16 protein-coding genes are annotated in these 20844 nt (G+C 64.9%); 7 read left to right on the forward strand and 9 right to left on the reverse strand.

Annotated features, from left to right (window positions below; all coding sequences use genetic code 11):
- Positions 1–96 precede the first annotated feature (96 nt).
- From Q9K01_RS06995 to phoB, 6 genes are all read left to right on the forward strand, one after another.
- Positions 97–1140, forward strand: a complete 1044-nt coding sequence (locus Q9K01_RS06995; RefSeq protein WP_305929499.1) for a substrate-binding domain-containing protein — start codon at positions 97–99, stop codon at positions 1138–1140.
- A gap of 14 nt (positions 1141–1154) precedes the next feature.
- A complete protein-coding gene (gene pstC / locus Q9K01_RS07000) occupies positions 1155–2540 on the forward strand; it encodes a phosphate ABC transporter permease subunit PstC (RefSeq protein ID WP_305929500.1) in 1386 nt (461 codons plus the stop codon).
- Positions 2533–3783: a phosphate ABC transporter permease PstA gene (gene pstA, locus Q9K01_RS07005; protein ID WP_305929501.1), complete on the forward strand. Its 1251-nt coding sequence runs from the start codon at positions 2533–2535 to the stop codon at positions 3781–3783. The genes pstC and pstA overlap by 8 nt, the downstream gene beginning before the upstream one ends.
- A gap of 38 nt (positions 3784–3821) precedes the next feature.
- The gene (pstB, locus tag Q9K01_RS07010; protein ID WP_305929891.1) at positions 3822–4568 is read left to right on the forward strand and encodes a phosphate ABC transporter ATP-binding protein PstB; all 747 of its coding nucleotides are present in this window, start codon (positions 3822–3824) and stop codon (positions 4566–4568) included.
- 14 nt (positions 4569–4582) lie between these two features.
- Positions 4583–5251: a phosphate signaling complex protein PhoU gene (gene phoU / locus Q9K01_RS07015; protein ID WP_305929502.1), complete on the forward strand. Its 669-nt coding sequence runs from the start codon at positions 4583–4585 to the stop codon at positions 5249–5251.
- Positions 5252–5318: 67 nt separating this feature from the next.
- Positions 5319–6008, forward strand: a complete 690-nt coding sequence (gene phoB, locus Q9K01_RS07020; RefSeq protein ID WP_305929503.1) for a phosphate regulon transcriptional regulator PhoB — start codon at positions 5319–5321, stop codon at positions 6006–6008.
- A 13-nt stretch (positions 6009–6021) separates the two neighbouring features.
- On the opposite strand, the gene Q9K01_RS07025 is transcribed toward phoB, so the two are convergent.
- The 7 genes from Q9K01_RS07025 to Q9K01_RS07055 all read right to left on the reverse strand — a co-directional run bounded on the left by Q9K01_RS07025 (position 6022) and on the right by Q9K01_RS07055 (position 16956).
- A complete protein-coding gene (locus Q9K01_RS07025) occupies positions 6022–6780 on the reverse strand; it encodes an extensin-like domain-containing protein (protein ID WP_305929504.1) in 759 nt (252 codons plus the stop codon).
- A 2-nt stretch (positions 6781–6782) separates the two neighbouring features.
- Positions 6783–10574 carry an error-prone DNA polymerase gene (locus Q9K01_RS07030; RefSeq protein WP_305929505.1) on the reverse strand — a complete coding sequence of 1264 codons (3792 nt, stop codon included), beginning with the start codon at positions 10572–10574 and terminating at the stop codon, positions 6783–6785.
- Between the two features lies 1 nt (position 10575).
- Entirely contained in the window at positions 10576–12039 is a 1464-nt protein-coding gene (locus Q9K01_RS07035; protein ID WP_305929506.1) for a UdgX family uracil-DNA binding protein, read from the reverse strand.
- A gap of 112 nt (positions 12040–12151) precedes the next feature.
- Positions 12152–13396 (reverse strand): putative DNA modification/repair radical SAM protein, encoded by a 1245-nt coding sequence (locus Q9K01_RS07040; protein WP_305929507.1) that lies wholly within the window; start codon positions 13394–13396, stop codon positions 12152–12154.
- A gap of 109 nt (positions 13397–13505) precedes the next feature.
- Positions 13506–14510 (reverse strand): ion channel, encoded by a 1005-nt coding sequence (locus tag Q9K01_RS07045; protein WP_305929508.1) that lies wholly within the window; start codon positions 14508–14510, stop codon positions 13506–13508.
- A gap of 80 nt (positions 14511–14590) precedes the next feature.
- On the reverse strand, positions 14591–16096 hold the full coding sequence (locus Q9K01_RS07050; protein WP_305929892.1) for a Y-family DNA polymerase: 1506 nt from the start codon (positions 16094–16096) through the stop codon (positions 14591–14593).
- A 68-nt stretch (positions 16097–16164) separates the two neighbouring features.
- Positions 16165–16956 (reverse strand): ImuA family protein, encoded by a 792-nt coding sequence (locus tag Q9K01_RS07055; protein ID WP_305929509.1) that lies wholly within the window; start codon positions 16954–16956, stop codon positions 16165–16167.
- A gap of 143 nt (positions 16957–17099) precedes the next feature.
- Here Q9K01_RS07055 and Q9K01_RS07060 point away from each other — a divergent pair, with 143 nt between their 5' ends.
- Positions 17100–17585: a pyridoxamine 5'-phosphate oxidase family protein gene (locus tag Q9K01_RS07060; RefSeq protein WP_305929510.1), complete on the forward strand. Its 486-nt coding sequence runs from the start codon at positions 17100–17102 to the stop codon at positions 17583–17585.
- Between the two features lie 58 nt (positions 17586–17643).
- On the opposite strand, the gene Q9K01_RS07065 is transcribed toward Q9K01_RS07060, so the two are convergent.
- Both Q9K01_RS07065 and Q9K01_RS07070 read right to left on the reverse strand, forming a co-directional pair.
- Positions 17644–19230, reverse strand: a complete 1587-nt coding sequence (locus tag Q9K01_RS07065; RefSeq protein WP_305929511.1) for an amino acid permease — start codon at positions 19228–19230, stop codon at positions 17644–17646.
- A gap of 97 nt (positions 19231–19327) precedes the next feature.
- Positions 19328–20758: a sodium-dependent transporter gene (locus Q9K01_RS07070; RefSeq protein WP_305929512.1), complete on the reverse strand. Its 1431-nt coding sequence runs from the start codon at positions 20756–20758 to the stop codon at positions 19328–19330.
- Positions 20759–20844 lie beyond the last annotated feature (86 nt).

The raw sequence follows: 20844 nt of genomic DNA on the forward strand, positions 1-20844 counted from the left end.
ACAGATTGCAAAAATGACAAGTCATGCTTTTGTCGCGAACATGTAACAATTCCTCGCTTTCGCGCGGGCATAGCTACATTCGAAGGAATATCCGGGATGCGTAAGACCAAAGCAGCCTTAGCCGCGACCATTTTTGCCATGGCGCTGACCGCCTGCGGAGACGCTGGAGGCGGCGGTTCGCGCGACTGGGTGCGCGCCGTGGGATCCTCCACCGTTTTCCCCTTCGCCAAGACCGTGGCCGAATCGCTGTCGCGCTCGAATCCGGGGATCAAATCGCCGATCGTCGAATCGACCGGCACCGGCGGCGGGATCCAGCTGTTCTGTCAGGGCATCGGTCCCGACACCCCCGACATCGCCAATGCTTCGCGTCGGATGAAGCCGCAGGAATTCGCCGGCTGTCAGAGCAATGGCGTGACCGAGATCATGGAAATGCAGGTCGGGCTCGACGGCATCGCCTTCGGTTCGGCCCAGGGCGGCATCATGATGGATCTGACCCCCGAGATCGTCTACGAAGCTATCGCCGCGAACCCCTATGGGAACGAGCAGACCAACGAGACCTGGTCCGACATCGACCCTTCGCTCCCGAATGTTCCGATCCTGGTCTATGGACCGCCCTCCACCTCGGGGACGCGCGATGCGCTCAAGGAATTGATCCTCGAAGTCGGCTGCAAGACCGATCCGGAGATGGAAACGCTCGAGGAGAGCGACGAGGAGGCCTACTCGCGCACCTGTACCGAAGTCCGGTCCGACGGCGCCTATGTCGATCAGGGCGAGCAGGACAATCTTATCGTTCAGAAGATCGAGAACAATCCGCGCGCCATCGGCATCTTCGGGTATTCCTATCTCGAGGAAAATGCCAATAAGGTGCAAGGTCTCCCCATTAACGGGGTTGCCCCGACCTACGAGAACATTACCAGCTTCGCCTACCCTGGCGCGCGCCCGATGTTCATCTATGTCAAGAAAGCGCATCTCGATGCTATTCCCGGGCTCAAAGAGTATCTGCTCGAGTGGACACGGAGCTGGGACAAGGATGGTCCGCTGGCGCGCATCGGTCTGGTGCCTTCGCCCGAGGACGTGAGAGCGCAGAGCCAGCGCGTGGCGACCGAATACGTCACTCTCGACGGCTCCGAGCTCGAATAGGTCCGACCTAGCGCATGTCGCCCGCCATTATCTTTCTTCTTGCGCTCGGGCTCGCGCTGGCAGGCTGGCTGGCGGCGCGGGCCCGGGCGTGGAGCTTTCGGCGCGCCGATCCCGGTGTGCGTATGGCCGCGCGACCGACCTATCACGCCTGGTATGTCGCGCTGTGGATAGCGCTGCCGATGCTGCTGTTCGGAGTAGTCTGGACGATCCTGGCGCCGAACCTGGTGGATCAGGCGGTGCTCGCCAGCCCGGTGGCTGCGGATCTGCCGGCCTTCGGTTTTCAGCGCGACACCTTGTTGGCCGAAGCGCGCAACGTGGCGAGCGGCGCTTCTGCGGCGGTCTTCAACCCACAAGCGCAGGCGCTGGTCGAACCCTACCGCGAGGCGATGGCCCGCTACGCCTGGATCGGTATCGCGGTCAGCCTGGTACTCGCCTTTCTCGGAGGAGCATGGTCCTTCCTCAAGCTGAAGCCCGACTTCCGTGCGCGCACCAGAGTCGAACGGATCGTGATGACGATCCTGCTGCTTGCATCTCTGGTGGCGATCCTCACCACGATCGGCATCGTGGTCAGCCTGGTGTTCGAGACCATTCGCTTCTTCGGCATGGTCAACCCGCTCGATTTTCTGTTCGGACTGCACTGGGGTCCGGACCCGATGAGCAGTCCCGACAGTCCCGATCCCACGCGCTATGGCGCGGTGCCGCTGTTCTGGGGCACGATCTTCATCGGGGCGATCATCGCGATGATCGTGGCCATTCCGCTCGGTCTGATGAGCGCGATCTATCTTACCCAATACGCCGCGCCCTCGATGCGTCGCTGGGTCAAGCCGGCGCTGGAGATTCTGGCCGGCGTCCCGACGGTGGTCTATGGCTATTTCGCCGCGCTCACCATCGCACCCTCGATCCGCGACATTGCGCTGTTCTTCGGTGCCTCCAACCCATCGAGCGAAAGCGCGCTGGCCGCCGGGCTGGTCATGGGCGTGATGATCATTCCCTTCGTCAGCTCGATGGCCGACGACAGCATCGCCGCGGTGCCCAGCGCCATGCGAGACGGCAGTCTGGCCATGGGCGCGACCAAATCGGAAACGATCCGCAAGGTGCTGGTCCCCGCCGCACTTCCGGGGATCGTGGCGGGCGTGATGCTGGCGGTGAGCCGGGCCATCGGCGAGACCATGATCGTCGTGATGGCCGCCTCGACCGCCGCTAACCTGTCCGCCAATCCGCTCGAGGCGATGACGACGGTGACGGTGCAGATCGTCGCCATGCTGACCGGCGAGGGCAGTTTCGATCATCCCGCGACGCTCAGCGCCTTCGCGCTCGGCTTCGTGCTGTTCCTGGTGACGCTGGCGCTCAACTTCATCGCCTTGCGCGTGGTCAAGAGGTTCCGCGAAGCGTATGACTGATCGCACCGCCCCCACCCGCACCCCCGCCTTCGAGAAACGGCTGAAGCAGCGCTACGCGTCGGAGCGACGCTTCAAGGCGCTGGGTCTTGGCGCCATCGTGTTCTCGGTGCTGGTGCTGCTCTTCCTGCTCGCCAACATGACCTTCAACGGCATCGGCGGCTTCCAGCGCGCCGAACTCGAGGTGCCGATCGATTTCACACAGATGGGCATCTCGGGCGATCCCGCCCAGACGGACGAAGGCGCCGCGATCCAGAACCTGGGTGCACAGGGATTGCAGGCGGTGGTGGAATTCTCCGCCGAGGAAGCGCTGGGGGAAGAGGCCGCAGCGCAACTCGATCCCAATGCCTGGCGCGAAGTCGCCCAGGCGATCGTCGCCGAACCTGGCATCCTCCGCGGGACCGCGACCTTCGAGCTGCCCGCCAGCTCCGATCTCGCCGCGGGCTATGCCGGCGAAGGCTCGCCCGAGATGCGCCAGTTGGCGGCACAGCTCACCGAAAGCGGAGTGCTCGCCAAGAACTTCGATCCCGGCTTTCTGCTGCGAGCAGATGCCACCAATCCGCAGCAGGTCGGTATCTGGGGGGCGCTTAAGGGCTCGATCCTGACGATGCTGGTAACGCTCGCGCTGGCGTTTCCGATCGGCGTCCTCGCTGCGCTCTATCTGGAGGAATACGCGCCGCGCAATCGCTGGACCGACGTGATCGAGGTTTCGATCAACAATCTGGCGGCAGTGCCTTCGATCATCTTCGGTCTGCTCGGTCTGGCGGTGTTCCTGTGGATATTTCCTAATCTGCGTTCGGCGCCGTTGATCGGTGGCATGACGCTGGCGCTGATGACGATGCCGGTAATCGTCATTGCCGGGCGCAACGCGATCAAGGCGGTGCCGCCCAGCATCCGCGACGGCGCGCTGGCGATCGGCGCTTCCCCGGTCCAGGTGGTGTTCCACCATGTCCTGCCGCTGGCGCTGCCTGGCATCCTCACGGGGACGATTATCGGGATGGCGCGCGCATTGGGCGAGACCGCGCCGCTGCTGATGATCGGGATGCGCGCTTTCATCGCTACCCCGCCCGACGGCTTTACATCGCCCGCCACCGTGCTTCCGGTTCAGATCTTCCTGTGGTCCGACGAAATCAACCGCGGCTTCGTCGAACGCACGAGCGCGGCGATTATCGTGCTATTGCTGTTCCTGCTGCTTATGAACGGCCTCGCCATCTACCTGCGCAACAAATTCGAGAAGAGCTGGTGACTGTAATCCACGACAACCTCGAGCCCACCGAGGCCAAGATGGCCGCGCGCGACGTGAGCGTCTATTATGGCGACAAGCTCGCGATCGATTCGGTGTCGATCGACATTCCGCAGAAATACGTCACCGCCTTCATCGGGCCCTCGGGCTGCGGCAAATCGACGTTCCTGCGTTCGCTCAACCGGATGAACGACACGATCGCCTCGGCGCGGGTCGAAGGCACCATCGAGCTCGATGGCGAGGATATCTACAAGTCGGGAATGGATGTGGTGCAATTGCGCGCCCGCGTGGGAATGGTGTTCCAGAAGCCCAATCCCTTTCCCAAGTCGATCTACGACAACATCGCCTATGGCCCCAAGATCCACGGTTTCGCCGAGGACAAGGCCGATCTCGATGCTATCGTCGAGCGTTCGCTGGTCCGCGCGGGCCTGTGGAACGAGGTCAAGGACCGGCTGACCGACAGTGGCACCGCTCTATCGGGTGGCCAGCAGCAGCGGCTGTGCATCGCCCGCGCGATCGCGGTAGATCCCGAGGTGATCCTCATGGACGAGCCGTGTTCCGCGCTCGATCCGATCGCGACCGCAAAGATCGAGGAACTGATCGACGACCTCGCGGGTCGTTATGCTATCGTCATCGTCACCCACTCGATGCAGCAGGCGGCGCGGGTGTCGCAGCGCACGGCTTTCTTCCATCTCGGCAAGGTGGTGGAATATGGCCGGACATCCGACATCTTTACCAATCCCCTTGAAGAGCGCACCAAGGACTACATCACCGGACGCTACGGCTAGGATCACGATCGAATATGCAACACACCGTCAAGGCCTTCGACGAGGACATCACCCGACTGCGCGGTCTGATCGCGGAGATGGGCGGACTTGCGGAAGTCGCCACCCAGGACGCCATCGAAGCGCTGGTGCGGGGCGACGACGAATTGGCCAAGCGCGTGGTCAAGGGCGACCGCAAGATCGACGAACTCGAAAGCGAGGTCGACAAGCTCGCGGTGCGGATCATCGCGCTGCGTGCGCCGATGGCCGACGATCTGCGCGAGGTGATCGCCGCGCTCAAGATCGCCGGCGTGATCGAGCGGATCGGCGATTATTCCAAGAACATCGCCAAAGCGAGCCGCGAGATCGGACCCGACCGGAAGAAATACGAACCGCTCACCCTGCTCCCCGCCATGGCCGAGCTGACTTCGGAAATGGTCCACGACGTGCTGACCGCTTATGCCGCGCGCGATGCCGAACTCGCCAAGGAAGTGATCGCCGCCGATGACAAGGTCGATGCCTTCTACAATTCGATTTTTCGCAATCTGGTCAGCCACATGGTCGAAAATCCCTCCTCGATCAGCAGCGCGGCGCAATTGCTGTTCGTCGCCCGCAATCTGGAACGGATCGGGGACCACGCGACCAATGTGGCCGAAATGGTGCATTTTGCCGCCACCGGCTTTTACGCACCCGATATCGACAGCTGACACATTATTGTAGCTTGAGCGTCATATCACGCGATCAGTTTCTCTCAATCGACGTCAGGCTCATGGTGTGAACGCGGCAAGTCTACTCCTCGTCGAAGACGATCCGGCGCTGCTGGAACTTCTCGAATATCGTTTCACCAACGAAGGCTATGCGGTGCGCACCACCGCCGATGGCGACGAGGCGCTGATCCTGGCCTCGGAGGAAACCCCCGATCTGGTGATTCTCGACTGGATGATCGAGGGAACCAGCGGCATCGAAGTGTGTCGGCGGCTGCGCCGCGACAAGGCGACCGCGCATGTCCCGATCATCATGCTGACCGCGCGCGAGGCCGAGGACGACCGTATCCGCGGGCTCGACACCGGCGCCGACGACTACATCACGAAGCCGTTCAGCCCGCGCGAACTGCTCGCCCGGGTCGCGGCTGTGATGCGCCGCATCCGTCCCGCGCTCGCGGGCGAGACGATCGAAGTCGGAGACATCACGCTCGACCCGGTGGCGCACAAGGTGTCGCGCCGCGGCCAGACGCTGCAGCTCGGGCCCACCGAATACCGATTGCTCAAATTCTTCATGGAAAGCCCCGGCCGCGTGTTCAGCCGCAGTCAACTGCTCGACGGGGTCTGGGGCACCGGCAGCGATATCGAGTTGCGGACCGTCGACGTGCATATCCGCCGTCTGCGCAAGGCGCTCGAAGTGAGGAATGCCAAGGATCCCGTGCGCACCGTGCGTTCGGCTGGCTACGCCTTCGAGGCGGTCTGATCTCGACTCGAGGTTAGCGGCAGACACCGCCCCATCTCGGCGACATGTCGAGGTGGAGATGGTCCGCGTGCGCCGCATTGTAGTCCGGCGAGAGGACTGTGGCGAAGCTGTCGCAGGCGCCGTCGCGGACCTGGCGCAGGAAGGCGGCCTTTTCGTTCCCGTCTTCTCCCTCCTGCTCGGCTTCGTCGCCCCAATCGTCCAGCACGCTGATCCGCGTCCCGTCGGTCAGAACGAAGCCAGCGATATCGATCGCATTGCCGGTCGCGTGTTCGCTCCAGGCGCCGTTATCACGCCCGTAGAGACGACGACAGGAATAGGCTCCAAGATGCTCGATTTGCTCCACTTCGCTGCCGAGAATCTCCTCGGCGAACGGTTGGATGGAATTGCGGCGCCACAATTCGAGCGCGATCGCCACTCCGCATGTCGTCGGCGGCGGAGCGGGTGTCAGCGGGTAGGTGGCGAGCTGCGTGCGGTCGGGGCGTTCGCAAGCGCCCTCCCCCCGCGGATCGAGGACGTTGTGCGCGATGTCTGAGCGTTCGAGCACCGCGCGACATTCGGCGACATCGTCGCGCAAGGCGGCAAGCTTGGTCTCGGTCGCAAACCCGGGCGGATCGTTGAGGTCGAGTGGCGCCCAAGGGTTGTGTTGCGGGTTTTCGGCGAGCCAGCCGCGGCCGCCGACGAATAGCGCCCCGAGAAGCAACAGGCCCACAGCCCGCCGATCGCCCGCGAGCCGGCCCACGCGCCGGGAAATGCGAAACGGGCTGTCGTCCATGCTCAATGAAAGTCGCGGGATTTGGGAATGATCCTGACATCACGCGGATGGCCGGGCGATTGCGGATCGTGCCAACCGCATTCGCGATTGCCCGGCGGGGGCTCCTGCCAGGGTTCGACCGGAGCGTAGGGTTTCTGCGCGGCTTTGCGGCCCTGCCCCGAGCCTTCGTCGGCACCGGGCGCAATCGGCCTGCCCGGCAGGGGCGAACTCACATGATCCGCGCGCGCGACGGGCGAATCGAGCAGATCGTCCGACAGGCGGTAGAGCTCGTGGCTGGCATCGGTCATGTGCTGCGCGATGACATGGATCACTTCGTCGTCATATTCCACCCGCCCGCGCACCTCCATCAGCCGCGCCCCCATCACCACCCGGCGCTGCTTTTCCTTGAGATCGGGCCAGACCACGAGATTGATAACCCCGGTCTCGTCCTCGAGCGTGATGAAGCAGACCCCCTTGGCCGATCCCGGTCGCTGGCGGATCAGCACTACGCCGGCGACCTGAACCATCGAGCGGAATTTGCGAGCGCGCAGATCGCAGGCGCGGACGAACCCGCGTTCGCCCAGAGAAGCGCGCAGAAAGGCCAGCGGGTGCGCCTTGAGGCTCAACCGGGTGGTTTGGTAGTCGGCGACCACCTCTTCGGAAAGCGGCATGCGCGGCAGCTGCGTGGCGGCGCGTTCGGCGCCCTCGTCGCGCGCCGCCGCGGCCGCGAACAGCGGCAGGTCCTCGCCCCCGACCAGGCTGCGCGCATCCCACAGCGCCTGCCGCCGCGAGAGCGCCATCGAGCCGAAACAGTCGGCGTTGGCAAGCCGCTCGATATGGGCGGGCGAAAGCCGCGCCCGATCGCGCAGCGCGCGGACGTCGGGATAGGGGCCGTTCTCTTCGCGCTCGGCAATCAGCTTTGCCGCCACGGCCTCGGGCAGGCCATCGACCTGGCGCAGGCCGAGTCGGAGGGCGAGCGAGCGGTCCGGTTCGGTCTGGTCCCCTGACCACCCCGCTGCGGCTTGGTTCGTCTTCGGCTCGCCAAGCTTCGCTCCCCTCCCGCATGCGGGAGGGGCAAAGAGACTTGCGCCCGCAACGCGGGTGCTAGTCGCAGAGGGGTGGGCGTCCGTCCCCTTCTCCTCCAGCGTACAATCCCACTGCGAGAAGTTCACATCCACCGGCAGCACCTCGACCCCGTGTTCGCGCGCATCGCGGACGATCTGCGCCGGGGCATAGAACCCCATCGGCTGCGAATTGAGCAGCGCGCAGGCAAAGGCGGCGGGGAAGTGGCATTTGAGCCAGCTCGAGACATAGACCAGATGCGCGAAACTGGCGGCGTGGCTTTCAGGGAACCCGTATTCGCCGAAGCCGCGGATCTGGTTGAAGCAGCGCTGCGCGAAGTCGCGATCGTAGCCGCGCGCCACCATCCGCTCGACCATCATGTCCTGCAATTCGTCGACCATGCCGCGGCTGCGGAAGGTCGCCATCGCCTTGCGCAAGCGGTTGGCTTCCTTGCTAGAGAAGCGCGCCGCATCGAGCGCGATCTTCATCGCCTGCTCCTGGAAGATCGGCACCCCCAGAGTGCGCGCGAGAATGCTCGACAGCTCGTCGGGCGGGCCGTGCTCGGGCGACGGCGCGGGGATCACCACCTGCTCGGCGCCGCGGCGGCGCTTGAGATAGGGGTGGACCATATCGCCCTGGATCGGCCCGGGGCGTACGATCGCCACCTGGATCACGAGATCGTAGAACTCGCGTGGTCGCAGGCGGGGGAGCATGTTCATCTGTGCCCGGCTCTCGACCTGGAACACGCCGAGCGAATCCCCCTTGCGCAACATGGCATAGGTCTCGGGATCTTCGCGCGGTACGGTGGCCAGCGTCAGCGCGCGATCGTGGTGATCCTCGAGCAGGTCGAGGCATTTACGGATGCAGGTGAGCATGCCGAGCGCCAGCACATCGACCTTGAGGATGCCCAGCGCCTCGATATCGTCCTTGTCCCATTCGATGAAACTGCGCGCGGGCATGGCGCCGTTGCCGATCGGGACGGTCTCGGTCAGTGGTCCCTCGGTGAGGATGAAACCCCCGACATGCTGCGACAAATGGCGTGGCATACCAATCATTTGCTCGGTCAGCTTGAGAACCCGCCGCAGGTGCGGATCGCTGACATCCATGCCGGTTTCCTGCGCATCTCGCTCGCTGATCTCGCGGCCCCATCCGCCCCATACGGTCTTGGCCAGCGCGGCGGTGACATCCTCGGTCAGCCCCATCGCCTTGCCCACCTCGCGGATCGCCATCCGCGGGCGGTAGTGGATCACCGTGGCGCAGAGCCCGGCGCGACGACGGCCGTATTTCTCATAGATGTACTGGATCACCTCCTCGCGCCGCTCGTGTTCGAAATCGACATCGATATCGGGAGGCTCCTTGCGCTCCTCGGAGATGAAGCGGTCGAACAATAGCGCGTGCTTGGCCGGATCGACGCTGGTGATGCCGAGGCAATAGCAGACCGCCGAATTGGCGGCGCTGCCGCGCCCCTGACACAGGATCGGCGGCTCCTGCCCGCGAGCGAAATCGACGATGTCCTTGATGGTTAGAAAATAGCGCGCGAGGTTCAGCTTGGCGATCAGCGCGAGCTCGCGCTCCAGCGTGTCCACGATGGTGTCGGGCGGACCCGAGGGATAGCGATCCTGTGCGCCCCACCATGTCTCGCACTCCAGGAATTCCTGTGGCGTCATGCCGTCGGGATATATTTCCTCGGGATATTCGTAGGTTAGCTCGTCCAACGAAAAATTGCATGCATCCGCCACCTCGCGTGTCGCTGTGACGGCATGAGGCCAGCGCGTGAACAGCCGCACCATGGTTTCGGGTGGCTTGAGATAGCGCTCCGCATTGGCGGCGAGCAAATGCCCCGCCGCTGCGACCGTGGTCTTGTGGCGGATCGCGGTCATCACATCCTGCAACGGTCGCCGCGCGGGTGTATGGTAGTGGACATCGTTGGTGGCGAGGATCGACAGTCCTGTGGCGCGCGCCAAGGCATCGAGCCGTTCGATCCGCGCGCTATCGTCCCCGGTGTAGAGATAGGCGGCGGCGATATGGTGCAGCGTGGGGAGTTGAACGGCGAGATCGGAGAGTATCTCGGCCAGAGGTCCTGTCTTTTCGCACGAAGCCACGAAAATGCCGTTCGGCGCCGCAGGCGCAGCCCTTCTCGGCATCTTACCCTCCGGAACCCCAGTGCGAGTTGGCGGACAGCTTCGCCGTGGATACGACAGCTTCGTGTCTTCGTGCGAACCCAATTCGCGAAACGACACCACGGTGCTCGGCACGGCGATGGCGAAGCGTTGTTCGAGATCGCGCGGCGGCACCAGCACAAGCTGCACGCCTTCCGCATGATCCGCCAGCATGGCGAGCGAGATCTCGCATGCACCCTTGGCTTGCCATTCGCCATCGAGCTTCGCCATGCGACCCGCCGAGATCAACCGGCACAGACGTCCATAGGCAGCGCGATCCTGAGGATAGGCGAGGAAGGTCAGGCCCTCGACCGTTTCTATCCTGCAGCCGATAAGCGGCTTGAGTTTAAGCGCTTTCGCTTCAGTGTGTACCCGGACTACTCCCGCCATGCTGTTGGCATCGGCGATCCCGAGCGCATCGTACCCCAGCTTGCGGGCAGCAAGGACGAGATCGACCGCATCCGATGCGCCGCGCAGGAAGCTGAAGCACGAGACCATCCCCAGTTCGACGAAGGGCGCGCGCGGCGGCGGATCTAGGGCATCGGGATCGATCTCGATCCGGCGCTTGTCGGGGGTGGTGGCGGCTTCGGGCACATCACCCCGCCAGTTCCTCGAGCCGCTCCTTCACCGCGGCGAGATCGGCGCGGAACAAGCGCTCCTGCTTCTCCTTCGCCTCGCCATCGAGCCGCAGCAGATACGAGGGGTGTGCGGTGATCCACAGCTCGCTGCCGTCTTCGAGCGGATGCGGCTCGCCGCGCGCCTTGGAGATGCTGACAGTCTTGCCTAGCAGGCTGCGCGCCGCGCTTGCCCCCAGCGCCAGCACGACGCGGGGTCTGACGATCTCGCGCTCGCCTTCGAGCCACCAGCGGCAGATGTCGATTTCCTTCGCGGTCGGCGATTGGTGCAGCCGCCGCTTGCCGCGCTGGACGAATTTGAAATGCTTGACCGCATTGGTGACATAGGTCTGCTTCCGGTCGATCCCCGCCTGTTCGAGATAGCGGTCGAGCAACTGCCCAGAAGGCCCGACGAAGGGCTTGCCGGCGAGGTCTTCCTGATCGCCCGGCTGTTCGCCGACGACCATCAGCGTGGATCGCTTCAATCCCTCGCCCGGCACCGCCTGATTGTCGAGCAGACCGATCGGACACAGGCGGCATTGATGGATCGCCCGTTCGATTCCGGCAAGCGAGTTGGGCCGCTCTCCGAATTCCACTGCTCCTGCTTCCACCATCGCGCTTTCCCGCTTCTGTGCCCCCGCGATCAGCTTGGGAATGAGCGCGGTTTCAGGCATGTTCTTCCAGTATTTGCGGGGCATTTCCTTGAGCATCGCCCCGACCTTCAAACGCGCCGGATTGAAAATGGATGCGTAATAGGTGCGCCACAGGTCCTCCATCGGATCGCCCCCGGGCGCATCCGAACGGTCGGCAGGAGGACCTTCCTGCATGGCCGCGCCATCCCAGTGCAGCGAGCCCGCCGGGGTGAGGATCGACCAGCGCATATTGGCGAAGCGACGCATGAAGAAGCCGGCATTGGCGCGCAGGATATGATGCTCGGGCTCGAACCAGGCGACGTAACGCTCGCCCGCTCCGTGCGCCTCATTGCCATCCTCGTTCTCGACGAGGCGAAAGCGGACGAAGGCGTGCATCTTGTGGCTGTCGCGGCGCACCGCCTTGGCGAGTTCCTCCACGCGCCGGATATCGGGATCGGCGCCGTCCTCCATGATCCGCGGAGTGGCCTGTAAACGCCAGAGCAGGCGGTAGAGCAGCCCGAACCGCTCCGGATCGTGATGCAGCAGCGCAGCGCGCGCCAGCTCGACGAAACGACGATTGGCGCGCACCGGCGGAGCATCCGCGGCCGGCGCAGGAAGACGCTGCTGACCCGCGGTGGCCACCGAGGCGAAGAGGTCGCCGCTGCCGCCCGGCTCGACCCAGGCGATCCGGTCGGGCGGGATATCGCTCTGGACCAGCGCCCGCGCCCGCTCGCGCCAGGCCTCGAAATCGTCTGGCTCGGTCAAATGAACCAGATAGCGGTTGCCGGCAGCGAGATGCTGGAGTGCAGTCATGCCGCGTTCGTCCCGTCGTCACCCCAGCGAAAGCTGGGGTCTGGTGAATTAGGGCAGGACCGGGCGGACGCAGATACCAGCTTTCGCTGGGATGACGGAAAAGTGCGAGGTTTCATGCCGCGAACAGCTCAAGTTGCTCGCGCCTGGGTGCCAGCAAGCTGCGCAGATCGGCGCGGTCGGTCAGAGTCACCGGGCGCCAGTCCACCGTACAGATGAAGGGGCGCACTTTGGCGATCGACACGGTGAGCTTCGCCACATCGTCGAGCCGCAGCGTGCGGTGGCGACGGCTCGCGACGATGCGATCGACCGCCCTCACTCCCAGCCCCGGCACGCGCAGCATTTGCTCGCGGCTCGCACGGTTGACGTCGAGCGGGAAATTCTCGCGGAACTTGAGCGCCCAGGCCAACTTGGGGTCGATATCGAGCGGCAGATTGCCATCAACATCGGTCGCCTGCATCACCTCGGCGGGCTTGTAGCCATAGAAGCGCATCAGCCAGTCGGACTGATAGAGCCGATGCTCGCGGATCAACGGCGGGCGGCTGAGCGGGAGCACCGCGCTGGCATCGGGGATCGGCGAGAAGGCCGAATAATAGACCCGGCGCAGGCCGAAATTGTCGTACAACCGGCTCGCCTTGCCGACGATCTCCGCATCGCTGGCCTTATCGGCGCCGACGATCATCTGGGTGGACTGGCCCGCCGGGGCGAAGCGCGGGGCGTGGCGGAAGCGCCTGCGCGCATCCTTGGCCTCGACGAGGTCCGCCTTGACCTTGCCCATCGCCCTTTCGATCTGGCGGGCATTCTTGTCGGGCGCCAACCGGGTGAGCCCGGCATCGGTGGGCAATTCGACATTGATCGAGACCCGATCGGCATAAAGCCCCGCCTGATGCACCAGTTCGGCATCCGCCTCGGGGATGGTCTTGAGATGGATGTAACCGCGAAAATCGTGCTCCACCCGCAGGATGTGGGCGACTTCTACGATCTGTTCCATCGTGTGGTTCGAGCTCTTGATGATCCCCGAGGAGAGGAACAGCCCCTCGATGTAATTGCGCCGGTAGAAGGCCAGCGTCAGATCGACCACTTCCTGCGGGGTGAAGCGCGCGCGGCGCACATTGCTGCTCTTGCGGTTGATGCAATAGTGGCAGTCGAAGATGCAGTGATTGGTCAGCAGGATCTTGAGCAGCGAGATACAGCGACCATCGGGCGCATAGGCGTGGCAGATCCCCATCCCCTCGGTCGAGCCGAGACCCTTGCCGCCGAGCGAATCCTTCTTCGCGGTTCCCGACGAGGCGCAGGATGCGTCGTATTTGGCCGCATCGGCCAGGATTGCGAGCTTTTCGAGGGTGGTTTGCGACGCCATATGTTCTTTATATGTTCCGCATAACTTTATGCAAGCACGATGACCGGCGGAAGACCGGCAAGCCTCTTTTGTCAGGGGGTAAAGCGGTGCGCGGCGGCTTGAGAGCTGCTCAGCGGGAGAAGGCTTGCTGGACCCGTTCCTGCCATGCGGGAGAGAGGATTGCCCGGTCCAGTTCCTGGCGCAACTCGTCCGAGGAGACCCGGAACACCGGCAGCGCGATCGATCCGTCGGTAGCGCTGACGTTTCGGTCTCCGGCCGCCTTGCGCGCTGGCTGATAGGGATAGGCGACCGCATCGATTGTGCCGCGATCGAAAGCGGCAAGCGCGGTGTCGAGAGTGGCGAATGTCTGAACGGCTTCGGCTTGCGAGAGATCGGACCGGACTACCGCCCCCCCTGCGACGATGCCGATCTGCTTGCCGGCCACAGCCTCGCTCAGGCTGCGGCTTCCACCCTGCTGGCCTGTGAGCGACACCAGATAGGCGGTGAAAACCGCGGTCAGCGCCATCGAGAACAGCATCCAGATCATCGCCACGATGCGCCCCCCGCCCGTGCGCGGCACGACGTCGCCATAGCCGATGGTGGTGGCGGTCACACCTGCCCACCAAAACCCCTGACCGATCCCCCTGCTCTTGCTGCCATCGGCCTGGAGATTGTCGTTGCCCCGTCGTTCGACCAGCCAGAAGATCGTCCCCGCGATCAGGACCAGCAGCGCAACGATGGCGACGGTCTTGAAAAAGCCGGGTGTGAGAAGACCGAGCAATCCCATTGTAAAGCCCGAGCGGTTGCCGATCCCGATCAGGCCGATCGAATCGGTGTGAAGCGGCAGGCTGCGGATTTGCCCCGAGGGCAGATTGGGATCGGCATAGACGGGAAAATCCGGTTCTCCCGTGCCCTGGCTGGCGGCGACGAACCGATAGTCCTTGCCCGTTCGGTCTGCCGCGGCGCGGTAGAGATCGATCGCGGGCCCGCTCCATCGTCCGTCGGCCTGCTGCGTCGTGTAGGGCGGCAGTTCGGTCACCACCACGGTCTCCTGTGCGATTGCGGAGCCCGGGCTCAGCGCAAGCAGCAGCGCCGTGAGGATGAGAGCGAAAGCGGCGCGAGAAGCGGAGAGCATGACGCCGGGTCTAGATCGCGCGGCGGCGGGAAAGCAAGCCTTCGGAGCCGGGTCGACACAACAAACGGTCGCGGCCGCGCTCACGCGCACAGGCCCTGCAGATACCAGTCGGGCAGCCCGCCGCGGCCATCGCCCACCAGACCCTGGCGATAGATCCAGTAGCGCCGCCCTTCCCCATCCTCGATGCGATAATAGTCGCGCAGCCGCGCTGCGCCGCGTTCGCGCCACCATTCTGGCGCGATCCGCTCGGGCCCCTCGACGCGGGCCACATCGTGGACGTTGCCACGCCAGCGGAAGCGTTGCGGATAGCCGTCGGGAGTGGCGTAGAGCACCGCGATCCGCTCGGGTCTGTCGAGCAGCTTGAGCGGGCGCTGGTGAAAGGCGAGTTCGGTCTGCGAGGGGGTTTGCGGCGCAAGCGGGGGCTGCCAACGCTGCGCGCGTTCGGGGATATGGCTGGCATGGAGTACGGGGCGAGTCACCGCGCCTTCGCCCAGCCGCACCGACAACCGATCGATGCAGGCGGCGAGCGAGGTGCCGTGCCGCTCCGCCGCCGCTTCGAGATCCTGCTGCGCCAGCGCCAGCGGCTCGGCCCAGCTCGCGCGCAGACGCATCATCTCGATCCCGAAACCGGCTTCGACATCGTCGAGCTTGGCGGCGAACAGGCGGCAGATATGCGCGGGATCGCGGGTCGCGGCAGCGAGTTCGAGGCGGCGCACCACCACCTCGCCATCGACGCGCCACAAGCCGAGTTCGAGCCGCCGTGCGCCTTGCGCCCTGCCCTCCAGCTCGCGCGCCATATCCTCTCCCAGATCGGTCAGCACCCGGTCGAGCAGCGGGCGATGGCGGATCGGTTCGAGCAGGCGGCGCTGCACCAGCGGCATTGACTGCGGCACCACCGGAAGCAGCGGTTCGGGCACCCGGCCTAGCAATTGATCGAGCCGGATCAGCGGATTGGCGGCGGGCGCCCGGCGGTTGCGGAAGCGCCGCTGGAGCGCATCGCGGCCGATGGTGGTAAGCTCGCCCAGCCGCTTGAGCCCGAGACGCCGCAACAGGGTGAGCACATCCCCGTCGAGCCGCAGCGCCGCAACGGGGAGCTCGGCGAGCCGGGCCGGCATATTCTCATGCCCCCATTCGGCGGCTTCGAGAATGCTGCGCTCCGCACCGAAATGCGCCAGCGCCCAGGCGGCCCCGGCGGTCGGGGCGATCGCGCTGCGAATGGTCAGGCGACGGCGCGCGAAGGCAGTCCGGACATCCTCCAACAGCTGCGGCTCGCCGCCGAACAGATGCGCCACCGCGGTGACATCGACCAGCAGGCCGTCGGGAGGATCGAGCGCCGACCAGGGGCCCCAACGCATCGCCCATTCGGCGAGCTTTTCGAGCATCGCGCGATCGCCCGCGGGGTCCGAAGGCGCGGTGCGGATCTGCGGGCACAGCGTACGTGCATCGGCCAGCATCATTCCCGGGCGGGCACCGACAGCGCGACCCGCGTCATTGGCGGCTTCGATGCGCGGGCCGTGCGCCGTATCGCAGATCAGCACGAGCGGTCCGTCTTCGCCCGCCTCCTGCGTCAGATGCCAGCGGTCCATCGCCAGCGCACCCAGCCAGATCGAGAGGATGCGGCGGGGCGGCGGCGAGGATGCCCCCTGCCCGTCGCTCACCGCCCTGCGGCGCGAGCGCGCCGCCGAGGCTGCAATCCATCGCTCCAGTTGCGACCCTTCGTCTCGTCCTCATCTTTGCGCTTGCGCTCGGTGCGCAATAGGCCACTTTCCTCGCCCAGCAGCCATTCGCCAGGGGGATGGGTGCGCGCGCGGAACAGCTCGGCCCGCCAGGCGGGCGCACCGGGCGCCTGTGCATTCCAGACGGGCGTGGCAGAGGGCGCAGAGGCCACCTCCCAGCGCATCCGCGCCGAGCTGAGATCGCGCTGCGCCTCCAGACGAACGAGATAGAGCGGGACGCCGTGCCGTTCCGCCGCCAGCGTCAGCCGACGCGAGGCGGTGAAGTCGAGCGCCTTGGGATTGCCCGACAGCTCGCCGATGACGAAGGCGATCTCGCGGCAGCGCACGCCTTCTTCCAGCGCGAACAGCGCATCCTCGGGCTTTTGGGCGAGCACATGGATTACGCGGTGGCGCAGATCCTCGGGCAGGCCCGCGCGATAGGGGCGCCCGGTCAGCCGCGCCGCCTCGCGCGTCTGCACCCAGAGCACCGCGCGCCGGTCCTGCGTTTCGCGGGTTTCACCGCGCGGGGCGTGGCGCCAGTCGTCGAGCGCCAGCGCCAGCGCTACCGCCGCGCCCCCGGCGTGATTGGCGGAGGCAAAGACTTCGCTATGCGCAACCGGCCCCGCCCGCGCGGCAAGGCCGGGTTGCCAGCGTGCGCTGCGCCGCGCCGAAAGTGCGCCGACGTCGCAGGTCTGCGAAAACGTCTCGAGAGGCATGGGGGAACGACTCATATGTTCTTCTTATGTTCCGACGTGCTCCGATTCGCAATCCCGGCGCTGGATTCATCCCCGCCACAGCCGCTCGCTTCGCTCTTGTCGGGACCGAACGCCCGCTTGGATCATTGTCCCGATGAACCATTCAACAGGAGACAGGTATGAAGTACGCAGAAGGCAATCCCGACGAGCTCAAGACCAAATTCTGGAAGTCTCTCGCCGATTCGCCCTTCCTCTTCCTCCAGCTCGACGGCCAGCCCGACACCGCGGTTCCGATGAGCCCCCAGCTGGACAAGGATGCCAACAGCGCGATCTGGTTCTTCACCCACACCAAGAGTCCCTTCCGCGCCCTCGGCCCGGCTACCGCGACCTTCAAGGGCAAGGATCACGGGATCTACGCCCGCTTCGGCGGGACCCTGGTCGAGGAAACCAGTCGTGAACGCTTCGATCAGTTCTGGAACAATTTCGTCGAAGCCTGGTACGACGGCGGCAAGACCGACCCCGATATTCTCTTCCTGCGCATGGATCTGGGCAATGCCGAGATCTGGGATGGCGACATGGGGCTGCTCAGCACCGCGAAGATGGCGCTGGGCATGGATGTCCACGAAGACGCCGAGGAACAGCACGTGAAGCGCACGCCGCTCTGAACTGCCGCCAGCCTATCCAAAGAAGGGCCGTTCCCGCGAGCGGCCCTTCTTCGTTCAGCTATGAAGCTTCGTGGTGACCGACACCCGGGATACCCGGTTCGACCTCGGCATATTCGGGCTCGTGCACCTCGACGATGCCGCGACCCAGATGGCTGTGGCGGCGGCTGTAGCCGAAATAGACGACCAGACCGATCAGCGACCATACCGGTAGCACCAGCATCGCTTCGGTGGGCAGGTTGAGGAACAGGAAGGCGCAACCGAAGATCGTCGCCGGACCGACCAGCCACAGCGCCGGAGTCCGGAAATCCCGCTTGCGGCCAGGGTCGCTGCGGCGCAGCAGCATCACCGCCACCGCCACCATCAGGAAAGCGTAGAGCGTACCCGCATTGGCGATGTCGGCCAGTTGCCCCACCGGGAAGAATGCCGCGCCGGCCGCCACGATCGCACCGGTGATGGCGGTCACGACATAGGGCGTGTTCCACTTGGGGTGGACCTTGGACAATCCTTCGGGAAGCAGACCGTCGCGGCTCATCACGAAGAAGATGCGGGTCTGCGCAAACAGCAGCACCAGAATGACCGAGGGCAGCGCGAAGAACGCCGCGATGCCGAGCATGTTGCCGACGCCCGAGAAGCCGATCTGGCGTAGCACATGGGCCAGCGCCTCGTCCGAACAGACCAGCGCGGCGGCATATTGCGGCATCGCGCATTGAAGTGCCAGTTCCTCGGAACCCGCCGGGAAGGGAATCCCGCCCGGCCCCATGATCGGCTGCCCGCCGATCGTGCCGACCGCACCCGCGGCCACGAGGATGTAAAAGAGGGTGCAGAACAGCAGCGAACCCACCAGGCCGATCGGCACGTTGCGCTGCGGGTTCTTGGTCTCTTCCGCCGCGGTCGAGACCGCATCGAATCCCACATAGGCGAAGAAGATCGTCGCCGCCGCACCGACTGCGCCGACCCCGGTGCCAAAGCCCCCGAAAACGCCCGCAGGCAGAAAGGGATTGAACTTGTCGACGTCGAATTCGGGACTGGTGAAGGTCAGTGCGATGAAGATGGTGAGCGCCGCCACCTTGATCGCGACCAGGACCGCATTGACCCGCGCGCTCTCGCTGGTGCCGATCATCAGCAGCCAGGTGACCAGCAGCGCAATCACCATCGCCGGGAGGTTGATGAATCCGCCCGGCTCCCCGCCTAGCGCCAGCGGTCCTGCCGCCAGCCATTGCGGGAGCTCGATCCCGAGGAATTCATTGAGGATCGTGCCGGCGAAATAGCCCGACCAACCGACGGAAACCGCCGAGGCTGCGATGGCATATTCGAGGATCAACGCCCACCCCACCGTCCACGCCAGAAACTCGCCCATGGTGGCGTAGGAATAGGTGTAGGCTGAACCTGCGACCGGGATCATTGACGCGATCTCCGCATAGCAGAGCGCCGCGACGATGCAGACCAGCCCGGCGATCACGAAAGCGAGCATCAGGCCTGGGCCCGCCTTTTGCGCGCCGGCCGCGGTCAGCACGAAAATGCCCGTGCCGATGATGCAGCCGATCCCGAACAGCATGAGCTGGATCGGTCCGAGAGTGCGTTTTAGTGCTTTCTTCTTCGCCGTCGCGAGAATCGCGTCGAGCGGCTTTACCCTGTCCAGAAGCATTGGCCGGAGACCCCCAGGTCCGCAGCGGAACGCTTCCGCCCAACCAACCTGCAACGCCGTGATTTAATGCCTTTTGCAGGCCCGGCAACAGAAAAGATCAGGCGCCCAGAAGGCCCGGAAAAAGGCCGGTTATCAGGATAACGGCCACAGCAATCGGACACAGCCAGGCGATCAGGAACCGCCACAGGCCGAACGCTAGGGGGGAGAGGCCGGTGACGCTGCGCACCAGCGTACGGTCGGCCTTCCAGCCCACGAACAGCGAGGTCAGCAGAGCGCCGAGCGGAAGCATCACCTTGCCGGTAAAGCCGTCGATCGTGTCGAGGATGTCGGTGTTCTCGAACAGCGGCCAGAAGCCGAGCGGGCGGACCTCGGACAAGACGTTGTAGCCCAGCAGGCACAAGATGCCGATCACGAAGGCACCGCCCCCGAAGATCGTCGCCGATTTGGCCCGGCTCCAGCCGCGCTCGCCGATACCCCAGGCGGTCGGCACCTCGAGCAGCGAGATCGAGCTGGTCACCGCCGCGACGAGGATCAGCACGAAGAACAGAAAGCCGAACAGCGCGCCGGCAGGCATGGTCTGGAAGGCGAAGGGCAGCGTCTGGAACACCAGCGTCGGCCCCGCGGCGGGGTCGAGCCCGACCGCGAAGACGATCGGGAAGATCATCAGGCCCGCCAGTAGCGCCACCCCGATATCGGCGAAGGCGATCAGCGCCGAGGTCGAGCCCAGCCCGCTGCCTTCCTTGATGTAGGAACCATAGGTGATCAGTCCGGCGACACCCAACGAGAGCGAGAACAGCGCCTGACCCAGCGCGGCATTCATCACCTGCGGGGTCAGCTTCGACCAGTCGGGGGTGAACAGGAAGGTAAAGGCATCGCCCATGTCGCCTTCGATAGCACCGTAGAGCACAAGCCCGATCAGCAGCGCAAAGAACATCGGCATCAGATACAACGCCGCCTTTTCGATACCGGCGTGAACGCCGCGCGCGACGATGAAGAGCGTGGCCCCCATGAAGGCGAGATGCATCGCGAGCAGCAGCCCGGGATTGGCGAACATGTCGGTAAGCCGTTGCTGCACCTGCGCCTGGTTTTCCCCTTCGAGCGCGCCGCGGAAAGGCTCGCCCGAGCCGATCGCCTGCAGCAGGTCGCCGCCCATCACGCCGGCGTAGTAGAGCACCCAGCCCGCCACGACCGAATAGAAAGACAGGATCAGAAAAGCCGCGGTCGCGCCGATCGCGCCGAAGATCGACCAATTGGTCGAGGCGTTCGACTGCGCTGCGACGCGCTTGATCGAACCGACCGCATCGGTCTGTCCGGCCCGGCCGATGAAGATTTCCGAGAGGATCAAGGGCAGGCCGATCAGGAAGACGCAACCGATGTAGAAGATCACGAAGGCCCCGCCGCCGCTTTCGCCAGCCAGCGTCGGAAAGCGCCAGATATTCCCCAGCCCGACCGCTGCGCCGATCGCCGCCAGAATGAATGCCCAGCGAGAGGACCAGCCCTCGCTCGTGCTTGTCGTAGTCGCGACCATTGTTCGAACCTCTCCATCGCGCGCCTGCGGTCCGGCGCGTGTGCCCTGGGGCCCATCTGCAATGTTTCGACCGCCGCGTCGAGGGT

This window comes from Qipengyuania benthica (assembly GCF_030717865.1).
Lineage (GTDB): Bacteria > Pseudomonadota > Alphaproteobacteria > Sphingomonadales > Sphingomonadaceae > Qipengyuania > Qipengyuania benthica.